20 protein-coding genes are annotated in these 21,705 nt (G+C 71.1%); 11 read left to right on the top strand and 9 right to left on the bottom strand.

Annotated elements, in window-relative coordinates:
- Positions 1–80 precede the first annotated feature (80 nt).
- Genes narI through SM452_RS23775 form a run of 4 tightly spaced genes read right to left on the bottom strand, consistent with a single transcriptional unit; the run spans position 81 to position 6,818 of the window.
- Positions 81–842, bottom strand: coding sequence for a respiratory nitrate reductase subunit gamma (gene narI / locus SM452_RS23790; RefSeq protein ID WP_135240896.1), 762 nt, complete (start codon positions 840–842; stop codon positions 81–83).
- A complete protein-coding gene (gene narJ / locus SM452_RS23785) occupies positions 839–1,459 on the bottom strand; it encodes a nitrate reductase molybdenum cofactor assembly chaperone (RefSeq protein WP_209960722.1) in 621 nt (206 codons plus the stop codon). The genes narI and narJ overlap by 4 nt, the downstream gene beginning before the upstream one ends.
- Positions 1,456–3,153, bottom strand: coding sequence for a nitrate reductase subunit beta (gene narH, locus SM452_RS23780; protein WP_209960724.1), 1,698 nt, complete (start codon positions 3,151–3,153; stop codon positions 1,456–1,458). The genes narJ and narH overlap by 4 nt, the downstream gene beginning before the upstream one ends.
- On the bottom strand, positions 3,153–6,818 hold the full coding sequence (locus tag SM452_RS23775) for a nitrate reductase subunit alpha (RefSeq protein WP_184975873.1): 3,666 nt from the start codon (positions 6,816–6,818) through the stop codon (positions 3,153–3,155). The genes narH and SM452_RS23775 overlap by 1 nt, the downstream gene beginning before the upstream one ends.
- A gap of 327 nt (positions 6,819–7,145) precedes the next feature.
- On the opposite strand from SM452_RS23775, the gene SM452_RS23770 reads away from it, so the two are divergent.
- The gene (locus SM452_RS23770) at positions 7,146–7,328 is read left to right on the top strand and encodes a hypothetical protein (RefSeq protein ID WP_463840727.1); all 183 of its coding nucleotides are present in this window, start codon (positions 7,146–7,148) and stop codon (positions 7,326–7,328) included.
- Here SM452_RS23770 and SM452_RS23765 read toward each other — a convergent pair.
- Positions 7,300–7,740, bottom strand: a complete 441-nt coding sequence (locus tag SM452_RS23765) for a hemerythrin domain-containing protein (protein ID WP_013287109.1) — start codon at positions 7,738–7,740, stop codon at positions 7,300–7,302. The genes SM452_RS23770 and SM452_RS23765 overlap by 29 nt on opposite strands.
- Positions 7,741–7,869: 129 nt before the next feature.
- The gene (locus tag SM452_RS23760) at positions 7,870–8,676 is read right to left on the bottom strand and encodes a DUF2249 domain-containing protein (RefSeq protein ID WP_355513410.1); all 807 of its coding nucleotides are present in this window, start codon (positions 8,674–8,676) and stop codon (positions 7,870–7,872) included.
- On the opposite strand from SM452_RS23760, the gene SM452_RS23755 reads away from it, so the two are divergent.
- The 8 genes from SM452_RS23755 (at position 8,675) to SM452_RS23720 (ending at position 17,284) form a co-directional block, all read left to right on the top strand.
- A complete protein-coding gene (locus tag SM452_RS23755; RefSeq protein WP_245254704.1) occupies positions 8,675–9,430 on the top strand; it encodes a helix-turn-helix transcriptional regulator in 756 nt (251 codons plus the stop codon). The genes SM452_RS23760 and SM452_RS23755 overlap by 2 nt on opposite strands.
- Complete coding sequence (locus SM452_RS23750) at positions 9,427–10,554, top strand: hypothetical protein (RefSeq protein WP_463840726.1); 1,128 nt, start codon at positions 9,427–9,429, stop codon at positions 10,552–10,554. Before SM452_RS23755 ends, SM452_RS23750 begins: the two co-directional genes overlap by 4 nt.
- Positions 10,554–11,876 carry a hypothetical protein gene (locus SM452_RS23745; RefSeq protein ID WP_355513415.1) on the top strand — a complete coding sequence of 441 codons (1,323 nt, stop codon included), beginning with the start codon at positions 10,554–10,556 and terminating at the stop codon, positions 11,874–11,876. The genes SM452_RS23750 and SM452_RS23745 overlap by 1 nt, the downstream gene beginning before the upstream one ends.
- Positions 11,877–11,879: 3 nt before the next feature.
- Entirely contained in the window at positions 11,880–13,232 is a 1,353-nt protein-coding gene (locus SM452_RS23740; protein WP_463840725.1) for a multicopper oxidase domain-containing protein, read from the top strand.
- Between the two features lie 5 nt (positions 13,233–13,237).
- Entirely contained in the window at positions 13,238–13,996 is a 759-nt protein-coding gene (locus SM452_RS23735; protein ID WP_128138805.1) for a YwiC-like family protein, read from the top strand.
- A gap of 30 nt (positions 13,997–14,026) precedes the next feature.
- Positions 14,027–14,245: a hypothetical protein gene (locus tag SM452_RS23730; RefSeq protein ID WP_181726745.1), complete on the top strand. Its 219-nt coding sequence runs from the start codon at positions 14,027–14,029 to the stop codon at positions 14,243–14,245.
- A 902-nt stretch (positions 14,246–15,147) separates the two neighbouring features.
- Positions 15,148–16,110, top strand: coding sequence for a hypothetical protein (locus tag SM452_RS23725; protein WP_194803540.1), 963 nt, complete (start codon positions 15,148–15,150; stop codon positions 16,108–16,110).
- 970 nt (positions 16,111–17,080) lie between these two features.
- Positions 17,081–17,284, top strand: coding sequence for a hypothetical protein (locus SM452_RS23720; protein ID WP_396884528.1), 204 nt, complete (start codon positions 17,081–17,083; stop codon positions 17,282–17,284).
- Between the two features lie 79 nt (positions 17,285–17,363).
- Here the strand turns inward: SM452_RS23720 and SM452_RS23715 are convergent, their stop codons facing one another.
- Positions 17,364–17,732, bottom strand: coding sequence for a cyclic-phosphate processing receiver domain-containing protein (locus tag SM452_RS23715; RefSeq protein WP_463840724.1), 369 nt, complete (start codon positions 17,730–17,732; stop codon positions 17,364–17,366).
- Positions 17,733–18,111: 379 nt separating this feature from the next.
- Between SM452_RS23715 and SM452_RS23710 the strand changes: the two genes are divergently transcribed.
- Positions 18,112–18,513, top strand: a complete 402-nt coding sequence (locus SM452_RS23710) for a hypothetical protein (RefSeq protein ID WP_463840723.1) — start codon at positions 18,112–18,114, stop codon at positions 18,511–18,513.
- A gap of 134 nt (positions 18,514–18,647) precedes the next feature.
- Here the strand turns inward: SM452_RS23710 and SM452_RS23705 are convergent, their stop codons facing one another.
- Entirely contained in the window at positions 18,648–19,454 is an 807-nt protein-coding gene (locus SM452_RS23705; RefSeq protein ID WP_396884522.1) for a hypothetical protein, read from the bottom strand.
- A 66-nt stretch (positions 19,455–19,520) separates the two neighbouring features.
- Positions 19,521–19,850: a hypothetical protein gene (locus SM452_RS23700; protein ID WP_396884521.1), complete on the bottom strand. Its 330-nt coding sequence runs from the start codon at positions 19,848–19,850 to the stop codon at positions 19,521–19,523.
- 260 nt (positions 19,851–20,110) lie between these two features.
- On the opposite strand from SM452_RS23700, the gene SM452_RS23695 reads away from it, so the two are divergent.
- The gene (locus SM452_RS23695; protein WP_396884520.1) at positions 20,111–20,779 is read left to right on the top strand and encodes a hypothetical protein; all 669 of its coding nucleotides are present in this window, start codon (positions 20,111–20,113) and stop codon (positions 20,777–20,779) included.
- Positions 20,780–21,705: the final 926 nt, after the last annotated feature.

Here is a 21,705-nt window from a genome sequence, read left to right as displayed (position 1 = left end):
TTCCTCCCTGCCGGGACGTCGGGCTGCCGTCCGCCCGGAGGCAGCCGGTGGTGGTCTCCGGGCGGTCGAGGCGGCGGTGGTCACCGGCGCGAGCGGGTCCGACCGCCGCGCGGGGTGGGCAGCCGGGGCGGCCCCTCCCATCCGGGGCGGGTCGGCCGCAGTCCGGGCCGGTCGTCGCGGCTGCGATAGACGACGTAGGGGCGGGTGGCATAGCCGACCGGGGCGCTGAACGCATGGACGAGGCGGGTGAACGGCCAGAACGCGAAGAGCGCGAAGGCGGCCAGGATGTGGATCTGGAAGCCCACCGGGACGTCGGCCATGATCCCCGGATCCGGGCGGAGGTAGAACAGCGACCGGAACCACGGGGAGATGGTCTCCCGGTAGTCGTAGCCGGGGCCAGCGACGTTGGCCCGCACCGTGGCCCAGAGGCCCAGCACGATCACCCCCGCCAGCACCACGTACATCGCCTTGTCGTTGCGGGTGGTGGCGGCGAAGACCGGCCCGGTCAACCGGCGGCGGGCGATCAGGATGCCCAGCCCGATCAGGGTGCAGAAGCCGGCTACCGTGCCGATGAACACGGCCATGAGGTGGTAGGTGTGCTCGGTGACGCCGACCGCCTCGGTCCAGGACTTCGGGACCAACAGGCCACCGATGTGTCCGATCAGGACCATGAGTACTCCGAAGTGGAACAGTGGGCTGCCCCACCGCAGGATGCTGCTCTCGTAGAGCTGGGAGGATCGGGTCGTCCAGCCGAACTTGTCGTAGCGGTGGCGCCAGATCAGGCCGCCGACGAGGATCGCGATCGACAGGTACGGGTACACCACCCACAGCAGGATGTTCATCGGCGTCCTCCAGTCGTGTCGACCAGTCCGAATGGTTCGAGTCCGACCTGCTCCACCGGCGGCCCGATGCGGGCCAGCCGGGCGGCGGCGGCGATGTCCCCGGGCTGGGCGGGCGGCAGCATCTCCCGGACGGCGGCGACGGCCTGCCGGTACACCGACTTCTCCCGCGCCAGCGCCTCGACCAGCAGGTCGAGGCCGACGCGGTTCTCCCGCAGCAGCCGCCACCCGTCCTCGTCGGCGGCGGCCAGGTCGAGGACAGCGGGCAGGAAGTCGGGCAGCTCGCCGTCGACGACGGTCAGTCCGGCCGCCTTGTACGCGGCGGCGAAGTCGACCAGCGCCTCACCCCGGCGACGGGTGTCGCCGCAGGTGTAGTAGGTCAGGTGCAGGCAGCAGCGGCGCCGGAAGTCGAACACCTCCACGTAGGCGGTCCGCAGGTCGACCGGCGCGGCGACTTCCCGGTGGGCGACCACCTCGCGCAGCGGCCGGGCGACCTCGGCCGGCAGGCCGGCGAGCGCGGCCCGCACGGTGGGCAGCGCGGCGAGGACTTCCTCTTCGGGATAGCGCAGCAGCAGGGACGCCGCGCGGGCGGCCACCGCCCGCCAGGTCGGCTGGCTCACCGGTTACCTCCGTCGACGGGTGCGGATTCGTGGCTGCGGGGCGGGAAGAGGCCCTTCGGGCTGCCCTTGCCGTCCCAGTTGAGCAGGTTGACCCGGCGGGGTTCGTCGCCCGGATCGGTGAAGCCCTCCGCGGTCTGCCGGTCGCGCAGCATGTGGAAGGTCTCCACCTGGACCGGCACCGGCGTGCCGGAGGACTCCCCGAAGGGCCCCTGGCCGTACGGGCCGCCGCCGCCCATCCCGGGGCCGCCCTCGTAATCGAGGCTGCACTCGGTGGCGATCTTCTCCAGCCGGTGCGCGTCCTCGGCGTGCGCGGCGGGGATGACGTACCGCTGCTCGTACTTGGCGATGGCGAGCAGCCGGTACATCTCGTCCATCTCCGCGCCGGTCATGCCGACCGCGGCGGCGATGGACTCGTCGCGCTCCTCGCCCAGGTTGATCCGGCGCTGGTAGGCGCGCATCGCGGCGAGCCGGTTCAGCACCCCGCGCACCGGCTCCGGGTCGCCGGCCGTGAAGAGCTCGGCGAGGTACTCCACCGGGATCCGCAGCGCGTCGATGGCCCCGAAGAGGTTGCCGGCCTCCTCCGCGTCGTGGCCGGTCTCGCGCAGCACGTCGGCCACCGGCGACAGCGGCGGGATGTACCAGACCATCGGCATGGTCCGGTACTCCGGGTGCAGCGGCAGCGCCACCTCGTAGCGCATGATCAGGTCCCAGATCGGCGAGCGCTGCGCGGAGTCGATCCAGTCGTCCGGGATGCCGGCCTCGCGGGCGGCGTCGACCACGGCCGGGTCGTGCGGGTCGAGGAAGACCGACCGCTGCGCGTCGTACAGGTCGTGTTCGTCGGCGATGGCGGCGGCCTCGGCGACGCGGTCGGCGTCGTAGAGCATCAGCCCGAGGTAGCGCAGCCGCCCCACGCAGGTCTCGGAGCAGATGGTGGGCTGGCCGATCTCGATGCGCGGGAAGCAGAAGGTGCACTTCTCGGCCTTGCCGGTGCGGTGGTTGAAGTAGACCTTCTTGTAGGGGCAGCCGGTCACGCACATCCGCCAGCCCCGGCAGCGGTCCTGGTCGACCAGCACGATGCCGTCCTCGGCCCGCTTGTAGATCGCCCCCGACGGGCAGGAGGCAGCGCAGGACGGGTTGAGGCAGTGCTCACAGATGCGCGGCAGGAAGAACATGAAGGTCTTCTCGAACTCCTGCTTCACCTGGCCGGAGACCTTCGCCAGCACCGGGTCACCGGCGGCGATCTCGTTGCCGCCGGCGAGCGAGTCGTCCCAGTTGGCGCTCCAGGTGATCTTCGTATCCTGGCCGGTGAGCAGCGACTTCGGCCGGGCCACCGGGGTGTCCTCGCCGACCGGCGCGTTGATCAGGTGCTCGTAGTCGTACGTCCACGGCTCGTAGTAGTCCTGCATGGATGGCAGCTTCGGGTTGGCGAAGATGCTGAACATCTTCTTCACCCGGCCACCGGAGCGTGGCTTGAGCTTGCCGGAGCGGGTCCGCACCCAGCCGCCCTGCCAGCGCTCCTGGTTCTCGTAGGTGCGCGGGTAGCCCTGCCCGGGGCGGGTCTCCACGTTGTTGAACCAGACGTACTCGACGCCGGAGCGGTTGGTCCACGCCTGCTTGCAGGTGACCGAGCAGGTGTGGCAGCCGATGCACTTGTCGAGGTTCATCACCATCGCCATCTGTGCCATGACCCGCATCAGTACTGCACCTCCTGGGAACGGCGGCGGATCACGGTGACCTCGTCGCGTTGGTTGCCGGTCGGGCCGAGGTAGTTGAACGCGAAGGACAGCTGCGCGTACCCGCCGATGAGGTGGGTGGGCTTGACCAGCAGCCGGGTCAGCGAGTTGTGGATGCCGCCGCGCCGGCCGTTGGTCTCCGACTTGGGCACGTCGATCACCCGTTCCTGGGCGTGGTACATGTAGACCGTGCCCTCGGGCATCTTGTGCGTCACCACGGCCCGGCAGACCACCACGCCGTTGCGGTTGACCGCCTCGATCCACTCGTTGTCCCGGACGCCGATCTTCGCCGCGTCGGCCTCGCTCATCCACATCGTCGGTCCGCCCCGGGACAGCGTGAGCATGATCAGGTTGTCCTGGTACTCGGAGTGGATGGACCATTTCGAGTGCGGGGTGAGGTAGCGGACGGTGATCTCCAGCTCCCCGTTGCGGCCGAGTCGCGGTTCGCCGAAGAGCTTGTGCATGTCCAACGGCGGCCGGAAGATCGGCAGCGCCTCGCCGGCCTCGTGCATCCAGTCGTGGTCGAGGAAGAAGTGCTGCCGGCCGGTGAGCGTGTGCCAGGGCTTGAGCCGCTCGGTGTTGATGGTGAACGGGGAGTAGCGCCGGCCGCCGTGCTCGCTGCCCGACCACTCCGGGCTGGTGATCACCGGCACCGGGCGGGACTGGGTGTCGGCGAAGGTGATCTGCTTGCCCTCGTGCTCGGCCGCCAGGTCCGCCAGGCGTACCCCGGTGCGCTTCTCCACGTCCCGGAAGCCCGCGGTGGCGACCCGCCCGTTGGTGGTGCCCGACAGCGCCAGGATCGCCTCGCAGGCGTGCGTGTCCTTCGCCAGCGACGGCCGCCCGTCCGCGGCGCCGCCGCGCACCTCACCGTTCTTGTGGCGCAGATACTCGACCTCCGGCCGCACGTCGACCGAGAAGCCCTTGCCGGTGGTGCCGAGGGTGTCCATCAGCGGCCCGAGCGCGGCCATCTTGTCGGCGATCGCGCCGTAGTCCCTCTCGACCACCACCAGTTTCGGCATGGTCCGGCCCGGCACCGGGGTCTCCCCGGTCGCCGCCCAGTCGCGGACCCGGCCGTGCGGGGTCGCCATCGCGTCCGGGGTGTCGTGCAGCAGCGGCGCCGCGACCAGGTCCTTGCGTACGCCCAGCCGCGGCCCGGCGAGCGTGGAGAACGCCTTCGCGATGCCGTGGAAGGCGTCGAAGTCGGTCCGGGTCTGCCACGGCGGGTTGATCGCCGGGGTGAAGGCGTGCACGAACGGGTGCATGTCGGTACTGCTCAGGTCGTGCTTCTCGTACCAGGTGGCGGCGGGCAGCACGATGTCGGAGAAGAGCGTCGTGGAGGTCATCCGGAAGTCCAGGCTCAGCAGCAGGTCGAGCTTGCCCTCCGGGGCCTCCTCCCGCCAGGTCACGTCCTTGGGCCGCAACTCCTCCGGCGCCTCCTCGGCGCGCAGGTTCGCGTCGGTGCCGAGCAGGTGCCGCAGGAAGTACTCGTTGCCCTTGGCCGACGAGCCGAGCAGGTTGGCCCGCCAGACGGTCAGCACCCGTGGCCAGTTCTCCGGCGCGTCCGGGTCGGTGCAGGCGAACGTCACGTCGCCCTCGCCGAGCCGCTCGGCCACCCAGCCCGCCGGGTCGTCCGGCCGGGCGGCGAGAGCCTCGTCGGCCAGGTCGAGCGGGCTGCGGTCGAAGGTGGGCATCGACGGCATCCACCCCGAGCGGGCCGACTGGGCCAGCAGGTCCATGGTGTGCTTGCCGGCGAACGCGCCGGTGCCGGTGGGGGAGGAGACCACGTCGGCGGAGTAGGTGTCGTAGCGCCACTGGTCGGTGTGCACGTACCAGAAGGCGGTGCCGATCATCTGCCGGGGCGGGCGGACCCAGTCCAGGCCGAACGCGAGCTGGGCCCAGCCGGTCGCCGGGCGGCACTTCTCCTGCCCCACGTAGTGCGCCCAGCCGCCGCCGTTGACCCCCTGGCAGCCGGTGAGGGTGACCAGCGCCAGGATCGCCCGGTAGGTGGCGTCGGAGTGGAACCAGTGGTTCGTGCCGGCGCCGAGCAGGATCATCGACCGTCCGCCGGAGCGGTCCGCGTTGTCGGCGAACTCCCGCGCGACCCGGGCCACCTGCGCCGCCGGCACCCCGGTGACCGGCTCCTGCCACGCCGGCGTGTACGGCGCCTCGACGTCGTCGTACCCGGTCGGCCACTGGCCCGGCAGGCCGTCGCGGCCCACCCCGTACTGGGCCAGCACCAGGTCGAAGACGCTGGTCACCAACTGGCCCCGCACCGTGCGGGTCGGCACGCCCCGGCGCAGCGCCTGCGGGGTGTCGGTGTCGAACCGAGGCAGCTCCACCTCCACCGCGTCGCCCGCCCCGAGGCAGGTCAGCGCCGGCTCCAGGTCGCCCAGGTCCAGGTTCCACTGGCCCTGCTGCTCGCCCCAACGGTGGCCGAGGCTGCCCCGCGGCACGGCGGGAGCGTCGGTGGCCGAGTCCCAGAGCACCGTCCGGAAGGCCGCCTCCTTGTCCGTCTCGCCCAGGTCGTCGGCGGTGAGGAACTTGCCCGGCCGGTACGCCCCGTCGGCACCCGGCTCCAGGGTGACCAGGAACGGCAGGTCGGTGAACCTGCGGACGTAGTCGACGAAGCGTGGGGTGCGCCGGTCGACGAAGAACTCCTTGAGGATGACGTGCCCCATCGCCATCGCCAGGGCGCCGTCGGTGCCCGGCTGGGCGGGCATCCACTCGTCGGCGAACTTGACGTTGTCGGCGAAGTCGGGGCTGACCACCACGACCTTCTGCCCCCGGTAGCGCGCCTCGGCCATCCAGTGTGCGTCCGGCGTGCGGGTCACCGGGACGTTGGAGCCCCACATGACGAAGTAGGAGGCGTCCCACCAGTCCCCGGACTCGGGCACGTCGGTCTGGTCGCCGAAGACCTGCGGGGAGGCCACCGGCAGGTCGGCGTACCAGTCGTAGAACGACAGCATCGAGCCGCCGAGCAGGGACAGGAACCGGGCGCCGACGGCGTGCGACACCATCGACATGGCCGGGATGGGGGAGAAGCCGGCGACCCGGTCCGGGCCGTACTCGGCGATCGCGTGCACGTGCGCGGCGGCGACCATCTCCTGCGCCTCGTCCCAGGTGATCCGCACCAGGCCGCCCTTGCCGCGGGCCTTCTGGTAGCGGCGGCGTCGTTCCGGGTCGCCCTGGATGTCCGCCCACGCGGCCACCGGATCACCGAGGCGGCCCCTGGCCTCCCGGTACATCTCCACCAGCACGCCCCGCGCGTACGGGTAGCGCACCCGGGTGGGGGAGTAGGTGTACCAGGAGAAGGCGGCACCCCGGGGGCAGCCCCGAGGCTCGTACTCCGGCCGGTCCGGCCCGACGCTCGGGTAGTCGGTCTGCTGCTGCTCCCAGGTGATGATGCCGTCCTTGACGTACACCTTCCAGGAGCACGAGCCGGTGCAGTTCACCCCGTGCGTGGAGCGCACCACCTTGTCGTAGGACCAGCGGTCCCGGTAGAAGGCGTCCGCCTCCCGGCCGCCGATCTGGTGCAATGTCCGGCCGTCGGCGGAGACCTCGGCCCGGCGTACCAGGCCGCCCACCGCCAGCAGCGCCCGCCCCGCACTATCGGTGGCTCGCGACATACGCCTCATTCCTTCGATAGATGGCCGTACTGCCCCACGTTCTCGACAGATGCGCCGGAGCGCAACCCCGAGCGAGGGCGTCCTGGCCATGGTGCCGACGTACAACCTCGGGAAACCGGGCCGAAGGTCCCGAGATCATCGGCTTTGTACCTGCGGGTCCGTGGCGGGACTTCGGGCCCGGTCGGGCGGTCACCGGCAGGGCACGGAGCGGGGCCCGGCCGTCTCGGCGTCACCGTCCGGGACGCCCACCCTCACCCGCGAGGCGCTCGCCGGGCAGGTCCGGGACCGGGGGCCACTGTGGAGCGTGTTCTTCCTGGTGCCGGCCGGGTGGGGCGCCGCGCTGGGCGGCCGCGACGCGGGCAGACCGAGGACGTGCTCGACGCCCTCTACGACCTCGGCGAGACCGTGCCGGTCAAGACCACCGAGGCGCACCGCCGGTGGCCGCGGGGCGGCGTCGGCAGCGGCCGACATCCGGGCCGGCTCACCTGGCCGCCGCCTCCGCCGGGGTGATCCGGTCCCAGGCCGGGATCGGCAGCGCGATCACCGCGGCCGGGAAGAGACCGTGCTCCTCGTTGTCGATGTGCCGGTGGAGCCGGTCCAGGGCGGCCAGCACTGCGGGCCAGTCCGGGTCGGCCCGGTCGACGCCGCCGAGCACGCCGTGGATGTCGTCGTGCTCCGCGCAGAGCTTCGCCACCGCCCCGGCCAGGCTGCCCTCGGCCCGCAGCTCCACGAAGAGGCCGTCCTCCTCGGTGGAGGTGTGCGGCATCAGCAGCGCCAGCAGCGCGTCCAGCGCCACCAGGGCGTCCGGGCCGGAGGCCCGCACCGCGCCGCGCAGCCGGCCGGCCGCGTTCGCGATCGCCTCGTGCTCGGCCGAGAGCCGGCCGATCAGCGGGAACTCCCGACAGCCGCAGTAGTTGCACACTTCGTCTCCTGACCACGAGGGTGGGCGACTCCATCGTGCGCACCGGCAACCCCCGTCAGCAGGGCCGGACGGCCCGGTACGCCGGGACGGCGGGCCCTGATCCCCACCGCCCTGGCACCGACAGACTGCTCAGACCGTCACCGGCCGGCGGGAGAGCCGGATCTGCCACACGTCCGGCCCGTCCTGCAGCCACTCGCTGGTCATGCCGTCGCCGTAGCGGGCTGCGACCTCGGCCAGCAGCGGGCGGGGTGCGTGCGGGGCGACCAGCACCAGCGCTCCACCGGCCGGCAGCGCCTCCAGCGCCGCCAGCACCCGCGCGTGGCGCTGGTCGTGCGGGAGCTGCCGGACGTCCAGCCGGGGATCGATGGTCAGGGTCGGGGCCGGCGCGTCGGCCGGTGCCCGATCACCACCGCAGCCGCAGCCACCCCCGCCGCAACCGCCGCCATTCGAGACTTCCGAGGAGCCGAGCAGATCGTGCATCCCCTCCAGCAACTTCGCCAGCGAGACGTCGGCCGCGTCCACCAGCAGCGGGACGACCAGGTCGTTCTCCTTGGCCAGGTGGACGGCGAAGAGCGCGGCGAGGGCGCGCGCGGTGCCGGCGAGGCGTACCGGCCGGTTGCCGGTCTCCAGCTCGGCGACCAGGCCGGTGATCGCCTGGTGCTCGTCGAGCATGCCCCGGACCAGCAGCTCACCCTCGGCCCGCTCACCGGCGGCGGCGTAGAGGGATTCCTCCTCGGCGTGCGCGTGCGGCAGCAGTTCGTCGCGGAGCCATCGGAGCAGTTCGTCGCGGTGCCGGAGCGCCCCGGCGGCGTCACCCTGGTCGGCCGCGGTCAGCAGGTTTCCGACGTGCCGGTCGAGGTCGGCGGCGAGCTGGGCGTGGTGCCGGACGACGGCCTGCGCGGCCTCGTGGTCGGCCGGGGAGCGTGAGGCGGACATGGAGCCCTCCAGGGTTTTGCGGGTGAACGACGTTGTAACGTTATCTAACGTGGAAACCCCGAGAACAGGGCCGGCCGGCGAGACCATCGACCCGCAACGCCACCGGGCCCTCGGCACCGCCAGCCGGGCCTCGATCCTGGAGTTCGTGCGCGCCGCCGGCGTCGGCATGACGATCGCCGAGGTGGGGGAACGGACGGGCCTGCACCTGTCCACCGCCCGCGCCCACCTCGACCGCCTGGTCGACGCCGGACTGTTGGTCAAGGCGCGGGCCAGTGGGGGCCAGCCCGGACGGCCGGCGTGGCGCTACCGGGCCGTCGCGGAGGCCCCGGCCCCCGCGCCCTACCGGGCACTCGCCGCCGCCCTGCTCGACCACCTGTCGCGGCGTGGCCACGGAGACGTCCGGGCGGAGGCCACCCGCGCCGGCCAGGCCTGGGGACGCCACCTCGCCGCCGCCACCCCGCCCGGCAGGGAGCCCGTCGAGACGCTGCTCGACGTCCTGCGCGGGCTGGGCTTCAATCCCCGCCGACACCGGACGGCCGACGGGGCGACCGAGATCCACCTGCACACCTGTCCCTTCCTGGAACTGGTCAACCGCAACCCCGACGCGATCTGCGCCCTGCACGTCGGCGTGGTCCGCGGCACGCTCGAACACGCCGGTGCCTCACCGGCCGGCGCCGTGCTCGAACCCTTCGGCGCACCCGACGCCTGCGTGGTGCGGCTGGCCCTGCCGAACATCACCGAAGAGCCGGCATGAACCCACGGCCGGTCGCCGTACGATGGCGTCTCCCCGTCCTCGCCGCGGGCGGCTTCGCCCTGGTGAGCGGTCTCTACGCCGCCCTGCTGCTGCTCGGCCTGCCGATGCCCGCGCCTCACGTCCCACTGGAGCAGGTGCACGGCCCGCTGATGGTGCTGGGCTTCGTCGGCACCCTGGTGGCGCTGGAACGCGCGGTGGCCCTCGGCACCCGGTGGGCCCTGCTCGCACCCGCCTGCTCCGGCGCCGGGGCGGTGCTGCTGGTGCTGACCGGGCCGAGCCTGCCCGGCCGGCTGCTGCTCATGCTCGCCTCGGTGCTGCTGCTGCTGATCTACCAGCGGCTGTGGTGGCGGCAGCCCGCCCCGGCGCTGCTGGCCCAGGTCACCGGCGCGCTGAGCTGGTACGCCGCTACCCTGCTCTGGCTCGCCGGCCTCAGCGTGCCGGAGATCGTGCCCTGGCTGGCCACCTTCGTGGTGGCCACCATCGCCGGGGAGCGTCTGGAACTCGCTCACCTCACGCTGCCCCGGCACGGCGTCGGCTGGTTCCTCGCCGCCCTCGGCACGCTGACCGCCGGCGCCACCGCCGCCGCGCTCTGGCCGGCCGTCGGGGCGTACCTCTTCGGGGTCGGCCTGCTCGCGACGGTGGCCTGGCTGGTGGTCTGCGACGTCGCCCGCCGCACGGTGCGCGCCGTCGGCCTCCCCCGCTACGTCGCGGTCGGCCTGCTCACCGGGTACGCCTGGCTGGCGCTGGCCGGCCTGCTGTGGGCCGGCGCCGGGCCGGTCACCGGCGGCTCCCGTTACGACGCCACCCTGCACCTGGTCTTCCTGGGCTTCACCATGTCGATGATCTTCGCGCACGCTCCAGTGATCCTGCCGGCTGTGCTTCGCCGCCCACTGCCCTACGGACCGTGGCTGTACGCCCCGCTCGCCCTGCTGCACACCACCCTGACGATCCGGGTCCTGGTCGGCGACGTGCTCGGCGTGCCGGCCGGGTGGCGCTGGGGCGGCGTCGGCAACGTCCTGGCGGTGCTCGGTTTCGTCGGCGGAGTGGTGGCCGCGTTGGTCCGCGCCGCCCGGCGGCGGACCCGGACGGCGGTCGTCCCGCCGGTCGTGCCGGCGGTGCGGTGATGGCCGGCACCCGCGGCGACTCCGCCCCGACCGCGCCCTCGGGCCCGAGGCCCGGGCCGACCGTCTCGGCAGTCGCGTCGGCCGGTCCCGCCGCCCCGGCCCCCGGCCCGGTGACCGCTCCGGCCGTGGCGGCGGGCCTTCGGCGGGCCGGCTGGCACCGCCGGGTCGCTGCGCTGCCGTTGGCCTACCTGGCCGGGCTGGTCGTGTTCGCCTTCGTCCATCCGTTCCTCCCCGCGTGGCACTGGACGGCCATCCACCTGCTGCTGCTCGGTGCGGTCAGCAACGCCGTCGTGGTGTGGAGCGCCCACTTCGCCGCCGCCGTGCTGCGTGCTCCCGCCCCGGACCGCCGCCGCGCCGAGGCGGCCCGGCTGGCCGCGCTCAACGTGGGCGTCCTGGCGGTCCTGACCGGCGGCACGGCCGACCGCCCCTGGCTGGGCGTGGCGGGCGCCACGCTGGTCTTCGTCGCGGTGACCGCCCACCTCGTCGCGCTCACCCGCCGGCTGCGCCGCGCCCTGCCGGCCCGGTTCTCCGTCACGGTCCGCTACTACCTGGCGGCGACCGTGGCCCTGCTCGCCGGCGTGCCGGTCGGCGCCGGGATGCTGGTGATCGACGACCCGCTGCGCCCCCGGCTGCTGCTGTTCCACGCCCACGTGAACCTGCTCGGTTGGGTGACGCTGACCGTCCTCGGGACACTGCTGACACTCTGGCCCACCGTGCTGCGTACCCGGATGGCCGACGGTGCGGTCCGAGCCGCCACCGTCGCGCTGCCGGTGGCGACGACCGGACTGGTCCTGCTGGGCGTCGGCCTGCTCGCCTGGTGGCGGCTCGTCACCGCGGCCGGGCTGAGCCTGTTCGCCCTCGGCGCGCTGGTCGCCCTGCGCCCCGCGCTGGCCGTCGCGCGCACTCGCCCCCCGTACGCGTTCGCGTCCTGGTCGCTCGCCGCGGCCGGCGGCTGGCTGATGGTCGCTCTCGCTGTGGACGCCGCGACGCTGCTGCCCGCTGCGGACCCGGCCGGCGCGGCCGACCGCTTCGGTGCGGTGCTGCTCCCGCTGCTGGTCGGCTTCGTCGCCCAGGTCCTCGTCGGAGCCCTGACCCACCTGCTGCCCGTGGTGCTCGGCGGCGGACCCGCGCCGGTGCGCCGCCGCGCCGCGCTGCTGGAGCGGCACGGCCCGCAGCGCGTCGCGATGACCAACGCCGCCCTGCTGGTCCTCGTCCTGCCCACCCCGCCGTTCGTCCGCATCACCACCTCACTGCTGATCCTCGCCGCGCTGGTGCAGTTCCTCGTGCCGGCCGTGCGGGTCCTGCTCACCGCCCGGAGGTAACCCGTGTCCGCGCGCACCGACGCCCCCGTGCCCCGCCCGCTCGGCGGAGCAGCCGCGGGTCTCGCCCTCGTCCTCGTCGCCGTCCTCGTCGGGGTCGCCGCCCAACGCGTCTCCGGTGACGCGCCCGTCCCCGCCGCCGCCACCGCCGTCACCCCGACCGGGCACACCACCACGGTCACCGTGGTCGCCGACGGCATGCGTTTCCACCCCGACCGGATCGACGTGCCCCGGGGTGATCGACTGGTCATCGAGCTGACCAACCGGGACAACCGCCGCCACGACCTCGTCCTGGCCTCCGGGGCGAAGACACCGCTGCTGACGCGGGGCGGCGACGCCCGGCTGGACGCCGGCGTGATCGGGGCGACGGTGGAGGGCTGGTGCTCCCTGCCCGCCCACCGGCAGGCCGGCATGACACTGCGGATCGTCCCGACGGGGGCCACTGTGGCCGCTCCGACAGGGACGGCCGCGGCGACGGAGGGAACGAGGCCGCGCCTCGATGCCATGGCCGACCCTGGCGCGGCCTTCGTCGCCCGGGACGCCACCGCTCCGCCCGTGCCGCCCGGCCGGCTGCACCGGCGTGAGCTGCACGTCCGGGAAGTCGTCCGGGAGGTCGCGCCCGGGGTACGGCAGCGGCTGTGGACCTTCGACGGAACCGTGCCCGGCCCGGTGTTGCGCGGCCGAGTCGGCGACACCTTCGAGATCACCCTGGTCAACGACGGCACCCTGGACCACGGCATCGACTTCCACGCCGGTGCCGTCGCCCCGGACGAGGTGATGCGCCCGATCGACCCCGGGCAGCGGCTGACCTACCGGTTCACCGCGACCCGCGCCGGCATCTGGATGTACCACTGCTCGACCATGCCGATGCTGCACCACATCGGCAACGGGATGTACGGTGCGGTCATCGTCGACCCGCCCGACCTGCCCCGCGTCGATCGCGAGTTCGTGCTCGTCCAGTCCGAGCTCTACCTCGGCCCGGACGGCGAGCCCGGCGACCTGGCCGCGATGCAGGCGGAGCGCCCCGACGCCGTCGTCTTCAACGGCTACCCCGCCCAGTACGCGCACCGTCCGCTGCCCGCCCGGGCCGGTGAACGGGTCCGAGTCTGGTTGCTCGACGCCGGCCCCAACCGAGACAGCTCGTTCCACATCGTCGGCGCCCAGTTGGACACCGTCTACCGGGAGGGGCACTGGGAGAACCGGCCGACCGACCCCGGTGGAGCACAGGTGCTGTCCCTCACCCCGGCCGGCGGCGGCTTCGTGGAGACGGTCTTCCCCGCAGCCGGGCACTACCCGTTCGTCAGTCACGCCATGGTCGACGCCGAGCGCGGCGCCCGTGGCCTGTTCGAGGTCCGGTGACCACCATGAACACCGCTGTCGTAGCCGACCGCCCGGTAACGCGCCGCCGCCGCGTGCGCCAGTTCGTCCCACCCCAGCACGGCGCGTGGGCGATGCTCCTGCTGCCGTACACCGTGGGGGTGGCCTTGGCCGGCCCGCGCTGGCCGCACCTGCCGCTGCTCGGCGCCTGGCTGACCGGCTACCTGCTGTCGTATTACGCTTTCCAGGCGATCAAGAGCCGTCGGCCGAGCCGCTTTACCCCCCAGCTGCTGGTGTACGGCCTGTTGGCGGCGCCGCTCGCGGCGACTGTAGCGCTCGCCCGGCCCGCCGTCCTCTGGTACGCCCCGGGCTACGCCGCGCTGCTGGCGGTCAACGCCGGATACGCCTGGCATCGCCGGGAACGGGCACTGCTCAACGACTTGGCCTCGGTGGGGCAGAGCTGCCTGCTGGTCTTCGTCGCGGCGACCATCGCCGGTGTGTCCGTCACCCGGGTCACCCCGGCCTTCGCAGTGCTCCTGCTCTACTTGTTCGGCACTGTCCTCTATGTCAAGACGATGATCCGGCAACGCGGTGACAGTCGCTTCCTCCGTCTCTCCATCGGATACCACGCGCTCGGCCTGGCCGCCGTGGTCTGGCTGCTGGATGTGCTGCTCGGTCCGGTCTTCCTGCTGCTCCTGCTCCGGGCCGCGCTGCTGCCGGCACGCCGACTGCGCCCTGTGCAGGTCGGGATGATCGAGATCGGGTGCTGCCTGGTCGTTCTGGCCGGGGTGCTTGCGACGCTCTGACCGGCGCGCCCCCGTCCTCCGGAGTAGATGTTGTCGGGCAGCACGCTGAACGGGATCTTGACCTCGATCCGGTTGCCGGTGTACGGCTCGCTGGTCACGACCGAGGCGATCTGGACGCCCGGCGAGCAGTTTCGCCAGCGCGTCGACGAACTGGCCCGTTGGCTCGTCACGTGCTGCCTCCTGCTCGACCCGCAGCGGATCGTGCTGGTCGGCAGGGTGGCGACCGAAGCCCAGCCGGCGGTGGTCTGAGCGGTACGCGGGGCGCGGCTAACCGGCGCCGACGCCAGCCAAGGCCGCTCGGGCAAGCGGCCACGATGTCTGACGAACGACCTGTAGGACGCCGTTCCAGCCTGGCTGCAGCAACCCGGTCACGGGCCCGGGATTGGGGGAGCAGGTTGGGAGCAACAGGGTGCACTGAACGGCCCTCAACCGCACCGAACGGCACCCAACGGTGCGCAACTGCACCCACCCCTGCCTGCGGCTTCTCGTTTCCGCAGGTCAGAGTCGGTGCGGCGTCCTGCTTCACACAACTGCACTCAACGGCACTGAACAGCAGTCAACGGCACTCTATGTCTCCTGGTAGGAGAGTGTCTGCAGGTCAAATCAGTAAGGCCCTCGGAAGCGTTGATGCCTTGCAGGTGGGTGCAGATTGGGTGCACGTTGGCGAAGTGGTCACCGCGCCCGAAGTGCTCATCGAGATCGCGCCGAGTCGGGTGCTCTGACCTGCGGCGGTACAGACGACTGGATAGGCGTGACTTCCCAGAGAACACCGAAGTGGTCAGCCTTGGCTGCTCTCCGCCTGCCTACTGCCGTCTTGTCGTCCCGGGCCCGCCGCCCGCCCCGCCGAAGCCAGTCGCCGCGACGAACCAGCATCGGCGTGCGGCTCTAGACCCGCCATAGCGGAGTTGGTGGGGCTTCCCGCAGTTGAGACTCGAATCCCACTGGCAGCCATCTGACCAGGGCTTCCTGGGCGGTGACATCTTCGGCGCGCCCGAAAGCGTCAGCACCGGCGGCTCCGCTTCATAGGCCGACGACATCCGCTCATGCCGATGAGCGGATGGCGCAGGGCGCTGCTGCAGACCCTTGTCCCGCCGGGCAGCGGCCGAAAGCATGATCCGCTACGCGCGAGAGATCCACTACCCTGCATCGCTGTGCGGTTCTTCAAGAAAAAGCAGGAGCTTTCGGGCGACGAGTTGGCGATCAGCGGCTTCCTCGACGACGAGTCAGAACTTTTGAACGAGGCGCTGCTGGATCGGGAGTGGGGCGCGGCCCGCAGGATCCTCGCGGCGGCCGATAAAGAGCATTTCATGTACTACGTAGCGGTGGCTGCCGCTACCCCTGGTGTCGAGGAGTGGATCGACGGACCGATACGGGCCCAGCCGGATGATCCGCTGCCGCTACTCATCGGCGGCGCCCGCGCGATCTCCTGGGCCGGCGAAGCCCGCGGCGACGGCTGGGCCAACACCGTGCCCAAGGAGGCCTGGCCCGTCTGGTTCCAGCGCCTCGAACTCGCCGAAAATCTCCTCGATCAGGCCTTGGACCGCCATCCGGCACTGGCCGACGCGTGGCGCTACAAGATCGCCCTGAGCCGGTACCTTCAGCTACCGACCGTGGAGCGCTGGCGGCGATTCAATCGACTTATCGAAATCGATCCGTCACATCTGTTCGGGCACGAGGAAATGCTCGACTGCCTGTTGCCCAAGTGGGGCGGCAGCTGGGACGAAGCCTTCCGGTTCGCCCGGGAGCGAACCGCGGCCTGCCCCGCCACCGACGTCCCCTTATTAATCATGAAGGTGCATCGCAACTTCCGCTGGGAGGGCGAGAATGGTGAAAACCGGTACTACCAGCGCCCGGACGTTGCGTCGGAGACCTACGACGCGGCCGAGCAGTCGTTCTGGCATGACGACTACGAGACCACAACCCTGACACCGATCCTCTGGAACTATTTCGCCTTCGCGCTGACCTACGGCCGGTACTTCAAGCAGGCCTGCACCCTCTACGACGCCATCGGCAGCGACTTCGTCCGCAAGCAACCGTGGCATACCGTCGAGCACTACCGCACCATGCGCGACTGGGCCCGCAAGGAAGCCGCCGACCCCCATTACCACGACTAGTGAGCCCAATCCAGGAACGCGTTCTCCTGGTCGGCAGCCGTTATCGACCCGGGTCCGAGAACGCCCGACAGAACCCCGCAGAGCACGATCAGGTGCGCGCTCATGCCGCCGACCGTGCACGGCGCCTCAGGGTATCGATCCTGCTGAGCAGACGCGCTCTCCGCGCCGGAGATCGGGGGTTCGCGAGGTCTGGATCGTGCCAGCCGGGCAGCCGCCGGCTGTGTCGTGCCGAGATTGGGGGAGCGGGATGGGAGCAGACGGGTGCACTGAACGGCGTTGAACAGCGTCCAACTGCCCTGAACGGCATCCAACTGCACCCACCCCGACCTGCGCCCTCTCGTTTCCGCAGGTCAGAGTCGGTGCAGCGTCCTGCTTCACACAACTGCACTCAACGGCAGTGAACAGCAGTCAACAGCACTCAATATCGCCTGGTGGGGGAGTGTCCGCAGGTCAGGCCGGTAAAGGGCTTGTGGCGGCTCGCACCTTACAGGTGGGTGCAGATCGGGTGCAGGTTGTCGAAGTGGTCACCGCACCCGAAGTGCTCACCCATGCCGGGAAGAGCGGATGGCTTCACCTGCGGCGATGTGGGCGAGCGCTTGGCGTGACCTCCCAGAGAACTCCGAAGTGGTCAGGGGTAGCTGCTCCCCGCCTGGATCATGCCGACTGTCGTCCTCGGTCCCGCTGATGCGGTTCCCGGGCGTCATGTCGTATCGGCATGCGGCTCTGAATGCCGTCCTGGTGGCGCTGGTAAGGCTCGTGGGAGCTGAGACTCGAATCCCACCAGCAACGCGCTGACCAGCGCTTCCTGGGCGGTGACCTCTTCGGCGTTTCCGAATGCATCAGCCTCGAAAACCCGCTCCACAGAGTCGGGGACGTCTACTCACGCCGAGAAGCGTTCACCTCGGGGGCTGTAGGTCGGCGTACGCTGACCAAGTAGGTGCGGTGCGATGGCGCTTGAGGGAGATGCGGGATGGTTGAGCGCGTGACTGCCGACCGGCTGATCCTCGTCAACGTGGTGGATCGCTGGTTCTACCTGCGGCAGCCCACGTTCATCGGCACCGGGCAGAGCTACTGGATCGATCACGAGACCAGCGAACTGTGCGTCGACCGCGGTGCTGCCCGCGTAACCCGGCATGCTCGCGTAACCCGGCACGCAGGTTGGATGGGTCGGTAGCTGAGATCCAGGGCTCGATAAGTGTTCCGGATCCGCCGCAGATGAAGAACGACTGTACGCGACGGCGTAGCCGGATCGATCAGCTCGCCGGGGGACCTTTGTCGTAGCCGACGTCTGAGCAACCCGACGCGACGCGGACCCGGTAAACCCAGTGCCTCAGGACAAGCGCGGTTCTCGCGGCACCGCCCGGGTTGGCGGAATGGACGACGACCACACTGATGTTGAAGGGGCGGTCGTCGAAGGCGGCCTGTTCCAGGACCTCTATCACCGGCCAGATGGTGTCGTCGCCGCCCAGGTCGTGGTCCAGCCACAGCTCGTCCAGCCGGCCATCTCGGTAGCGGGTAAGGAGCTCGACTCCGGCAGCGCTCGTACGGGCCACCTCCGCGCGGCGGCCATCGACGAATGACCGAAGGTCATCGATCAGAGCGATCGCTCGTCGGGCGTCCACCCGGTCATGATGCGCGGGCACCGCCACACGTTGCCATCCGGTTTCGCCGGCGGAGCAGGCGCCGAGAGCTGTCCGGGGGGTGTTGCGGTGATCCAGGCTGGTGGCGAAGCCGCGGATTCGGGGCATCCGGCGTGGCGGGCGCGGTTGATCCAGGTGTCGAGGTGCTGCTCGGTGCTCTGGTGGCGGACCAGCGCGGCGGACCCGCGGGCGAGGCCGGCGACGGTATCGAGGTCCGGTGACGTGGCGGGCCGGACAGCGCCCCGCTCCCCAGGGGGCGGGGTCGTCAACTGCAACCACCCGGATCGCGGCATGACCGCGCGAATCGCGGCAGAAGCGGACGGCGTGAGGCATCCTGTTCGCCTCGTCAGAGGAGGTTGTCATGGAGTCGGATCAGCCGCCCCAGGCTGCGATGGAGGCGGCGACGGCGGACCTGCTCCATCTGGGCTTCCTGGAGATCCGGTTTCTCACTGCGCCACTGCTGGATGCCCGTTCGGCGGACGCACTCGACCGACGTCGTGAGCACGCCAATATGATCGCCGACCTCTGTCACCAGCTTCCAGGGCTTTTCGCGCCGCAGCGACGAGATCAACTCGCCGACGGGCTGCGATACCTTTGGCGAACTGCTACCGCGATCAAGCGTCAGTGGCTGCGGTCCCGCTGGGACCACCTGAACTACGATCACCGCTGGCTGACTGAGGCCGCTACTGAACGGCCCACCCCAAAGGGGAAAACTGCAAAGGCCGACCCGCCAGGCCCACCAATTGAATCCGGCGCCAAATGACCTCGGGCGGCACCGAGCTACCGACGGCAGATCAGTGCACCTGATCTCGGTCAACGCCCGGGCGTCCGACCGTTGAAGTGGACGGCTCAGGTTTCGTCGAAGAGTTCTTCGGCGCCGTGGCTGTGTACGGCGCCTCACTGTAGGTAAGCCAGCACTCGATTTCGTCGGCATGACTGCCGACGGCGGTCGCGGTGGCGACGGCGTCGACCGCGTCCGGGGGGTGGCGTGACCCCGTCCCGGGTCAACAAAGCTAGTGGCCACGCCGGCCGCACTCGACCATTGTCGGCGTAGAACAGGAACGGCGGTACGAACTGCAGCAGGCGACCGTCCGCGTCATCGACGGTGTCACCGGAGCGAAGCGCACCGTATGGGCGGTGAAGCAGCTTCATCTCGAATGGCTCGGCACGCTCCAGCCACACGTCTGCCGCGTCCGCGTATCCGCCGCCGACCGGCAGCAGCGCGACGCTCGCTGTCAGTCTCGGCAGGAAGCCGTCGTCCATCGGCGGGTCGTACCGGTTGGACCGCACCACGTAGCACCGGGTCGGCGGTACGCCAACCGCGCACCGGTCGCCCTCGTCGAGTTCGGCCGCCGGCGGGCGCAGCTGGTACGGCCACCACGGCTCGGTGGATTCGTCGACGGGGAAGGCGACGCTGCCGTTCGGCCCGTACGCCGAGTCGGGATCGAGCACGGCCCACGGCCAGCGCACCGCCGCGTAGTACTTGCCGGCGCGCGTGGTCACCGTAGGAGTCCACGGGCATGACACCGCCACCACGTCACCGACCTGGTAGGGCAGATCGCGCGGGGGTATCACGATCTCCGGTCGCTGAGGGTCGGCGTTCAGCAGGCCGTGGTTGGCAAGTCGGGCTGCCCATTCGGCGCCGAGCCGGGCGGAAACGATCCGGATCTGGGCCGCCGCCTGCGCGGGAGGCTGCTGCGTCATCGCCAGGGTGTCCCGCTGCGCCTGCGCCTCCCGGTCTCCCGAGTCGTCGTCGGACCCCAGCTCCGTCTAGAGGTCCACCGTCCGCGTGACAAGCTGTTCCATGGGTTCGGTAGTGGCCTGCCGACTAGCCTCGGCCGGCCTGACTATGACCCCGAAGATCTGCGCCTCGGCGCTGTACTCCTCGCACAGGGCTCTGAGCTTCGCGCCTACCGCCGCGATCCGGTCCGCGTCGGGCGCGGCGAGCTCGCCGTGCCCCGTCCAGAACGCGTCGACGCTGTCTCGATAGAACGCCGCCGCTCGTGGCGTGCCGCACGCGCGCACGTACGGTGCGAGACGCTCGAGGCAACCCGCCACCCAGATACCCGCCTGCCAGGGCAGAAGCGTCGTACCAGGCATTCCACCCCACCCCCCGTGTTACGCGCCCGAACAGTGGACCATGCCCGGCATCCCCTGGGAGCGGTCTGGGAGCTGCGGGACCAGGTGCAAAGCGAGGCGGCAACCGCGTCAGAGCCGAGGACTTGGCACCGCGCGTCCAGCGTCAACCCGGGCACCGGCCTGCGCGATAGGGACCGCGACCGCCGGTCCCAGTACCTTCTTGACAGATGATCTAGGTTGCGTGTGGCTACCTTGGCCGCTGACGTGCAAGGCTGGTGATCATGGTTGGATTCGCGGCGCCTGGTCAGGAGCCGGTGCGAACGCCGCCGGCTGCGCTGGTGGCTGAGGCGGTGCGGCGGCCGGGAGGGTGGGTCGCAGAGCTGGACCGGGCGCTGATCGGTGACCCGGACGGCTATATTCCGGCAGAGGCGATCCGTGGTGCGTGGAAGGTCGACGACGCCGGCCAACTCACGGGCGAGTTCCAACCGAACGCCAGGTACGGGCCGCTGCAGGACGACTTCACCAAGCTCTTCAGCACTGATCATTTTCTGCAGTGGCTCGGGCACGACCCTGCTGCCACGATCCGGGAGTCGGTCGCCGAGGTTGTCGACGAACAGGTGCCAGGCGCGGCTGTCCGGTGGATGAAGATCACGGACGAGCCGCGTTTTCTCACCGCCGGTCGACGCGACGCGGATGACCCGGACAGCCTGATCGTCACGCGTGCCGCTCTGGCCGCAGCTTTCGCCATCGGGGTCGATGCACCCGCGCGACCCCACGAGATCCTATGGGGGTCTACAGCGTCGCGGTCGTCGGACTTGACCGTGGTGAGCAGGCACGCAGCCGGGTGTGGTTCGACCTCTGGACCGGGCTGGACGCGGCAGAACAGCAGCTCGTCACTCGCATTGGCGACGTCGACCCGTCGCCCTGACAAGGCGCAGGACCGACTTTGAGTCGTACTGGCAAAGGATTCAGATGTCGATGAGTAGGCGTTCGGCTCGTTGGCTGGTGGGCAGGGTGGTCCTGGCGTCATCGCGGTGATGAGCGACTGGGAGCAGTTCCTGCACGAGGTGTCGCGCAGGTCCCGAGACCGTACACCCGGCTGCCGGCCGGTGTGGGAGGACTTCTGTACGTCTATCAAGGCGGCCCTGAACGGGCCGCACGCGCCGCCGCCTGGGCGCGCGTCCGTCGCTCCGCTGGCGCTCGACGCCGGCCACGCAGAACGCCCGTCGGCTGGCGCGGAGAGCGGAAAGCCCGGAGGGGCCGCCGCAAACGGGGTAGTTGAGAGTGGTGGAGGTCCGTCGCCGGCAGCCGGCCGCGCCGCGCCCGAGCAGCGCGGCGCAGGCAGGGCGCGTGCCGGGTCCGCGCGGCAAGCCCCAAGCATGGGGGCGGTGCCCGCGCGACGGGTATGCCGGTCGTCCAGGAGCTGGCTCCGCAGCCGCTCACGGTCAGGTCAACTGCTCACCTGGGAGGGGGAGGGGTGGCCGTCGATGACCAGCCCCGACCCCCAGGAGCCGGGTCTGTGCCGGTCGAGGTCAGGTCAACTGCGCCACTGTGGCGGTGTCCGCCGGGTGCGCGGTGCGTGACACGAAAGCCGACCCCGCCCGTCCCGGCAGCGTCCGTCCGTGCGTCAAGGTGCGCTTGACGTGGCGGGCCGGGCGGCGGCCCGCTCCCCATGAGGGCGGGTCGACGGCAGACGGTGAGCGTCGCATGATCGCGGAGCATAGGGACGCGATCAGGTGGCGGACGCAGCCGGATCTGCCCATGATCCCGTCGTCTAAGAGCGTGTTTGAGATCGGGTTGATCAGGTCCGGGTGAAGGTGCGGCGGGCTTGGCGGCGTGCGGGTTGGCCGCGGGTGATGCGGCGGGTCATGCCGGC

This window comes from Micromonospora sp. SYSU B005 (assembly GCF_055362685.1).
This window is presented reverse-complemented; position numbering and strand designations above follow the sequence as displayed.

Coding starts and splice junctions, on each gene's coding strand:
- narI (WP_135240896.1), bottom strand. CDS start 842: ATGAACATCCTGCTGTGGGTGGTGTACCCGTACCTGTCGATCGCGATC.
- narH (WP_209960724.1), bottom strand. CDS start 3,153: ATGCGGGTCATGGCACAGATGGCGATGGTGATGAACCTCGACAAGTGC.
- SM452_RS23775 (WP_184975873.1), bottom strand. CDS start 6,818: ATGTCGCGAGCCACCGATAGTGCGGGGCGGGCGCTGCTGGCGGTGGGC.
- SM452_RS23755 (WP_245254704.1), top strand. CDS start 8,675: ATGGAGCCCTCCAGGGTTTTGCGGGTGAACGACGTTGTAACGTTATCT.
- SM452_RS23760 (WP_355513410.1), bottom strand. CDS start 8,676: ATGTCCGCCTCACGCTCCCCGGCCGACCACGAGGCCGCGCAGGCCGTC.
- SM452_RS23750 (WP_463840726.1), top strand. CDS start 9,427: ATGAACCCACGGCCGGTCGCCGTACGATGGCGTCTCCCCGTCCTCGCC.
- SM452_RS23745 (WP_355513415.1), top strand. CDS start 10,554: ATGGCCGGCACCCGCGGCGACTCCGCCCCGACCGCGCCCTCGGGCCCG.
- SM452_RS23735 (WP_128138805.1), top strand. CDS start 13,238: ATGAACACCGCTGTCGTAGCCGACCGCCCGGTAACGCGCCGCCGCCGC.
- SM452_RS23720 (WP_396884528.1), top strand. CDS start 17,081: ATGGTTGAGCGCGTGACTGCCGACCGGCTGATCCTCGTCAACGTGGTG.
- SM452_RS23710 (WP_463840723.1), top strand. CDS start 18,112: ATGGAGTCGGATCAGCCGCCCCAGGCTGCGATGGAGGCGGCGACGGCG.
- SM452_RS23705 (WP_396884522.1), bottom strand. CDS start 19,454: ATGACGCAGCAGCCTCCCGCGCAGGCGGCGGCCCAGATCCGGATCGTT.
- SM452_RS23700 (WP_396884521.1), bottom strand. CDS start 19,850: ATGCCTGGTACGACGCTTCTGCCCTGGCAGGCGGGTATCTGGGTGGCG.
- SM452_RS23695 (WP_396884520.1), top strand. CDS start 20,111: ATGGTTGGATTCGCGGCGCCTGGTCAGGAGCCGGTGCGAACGCCGCCG.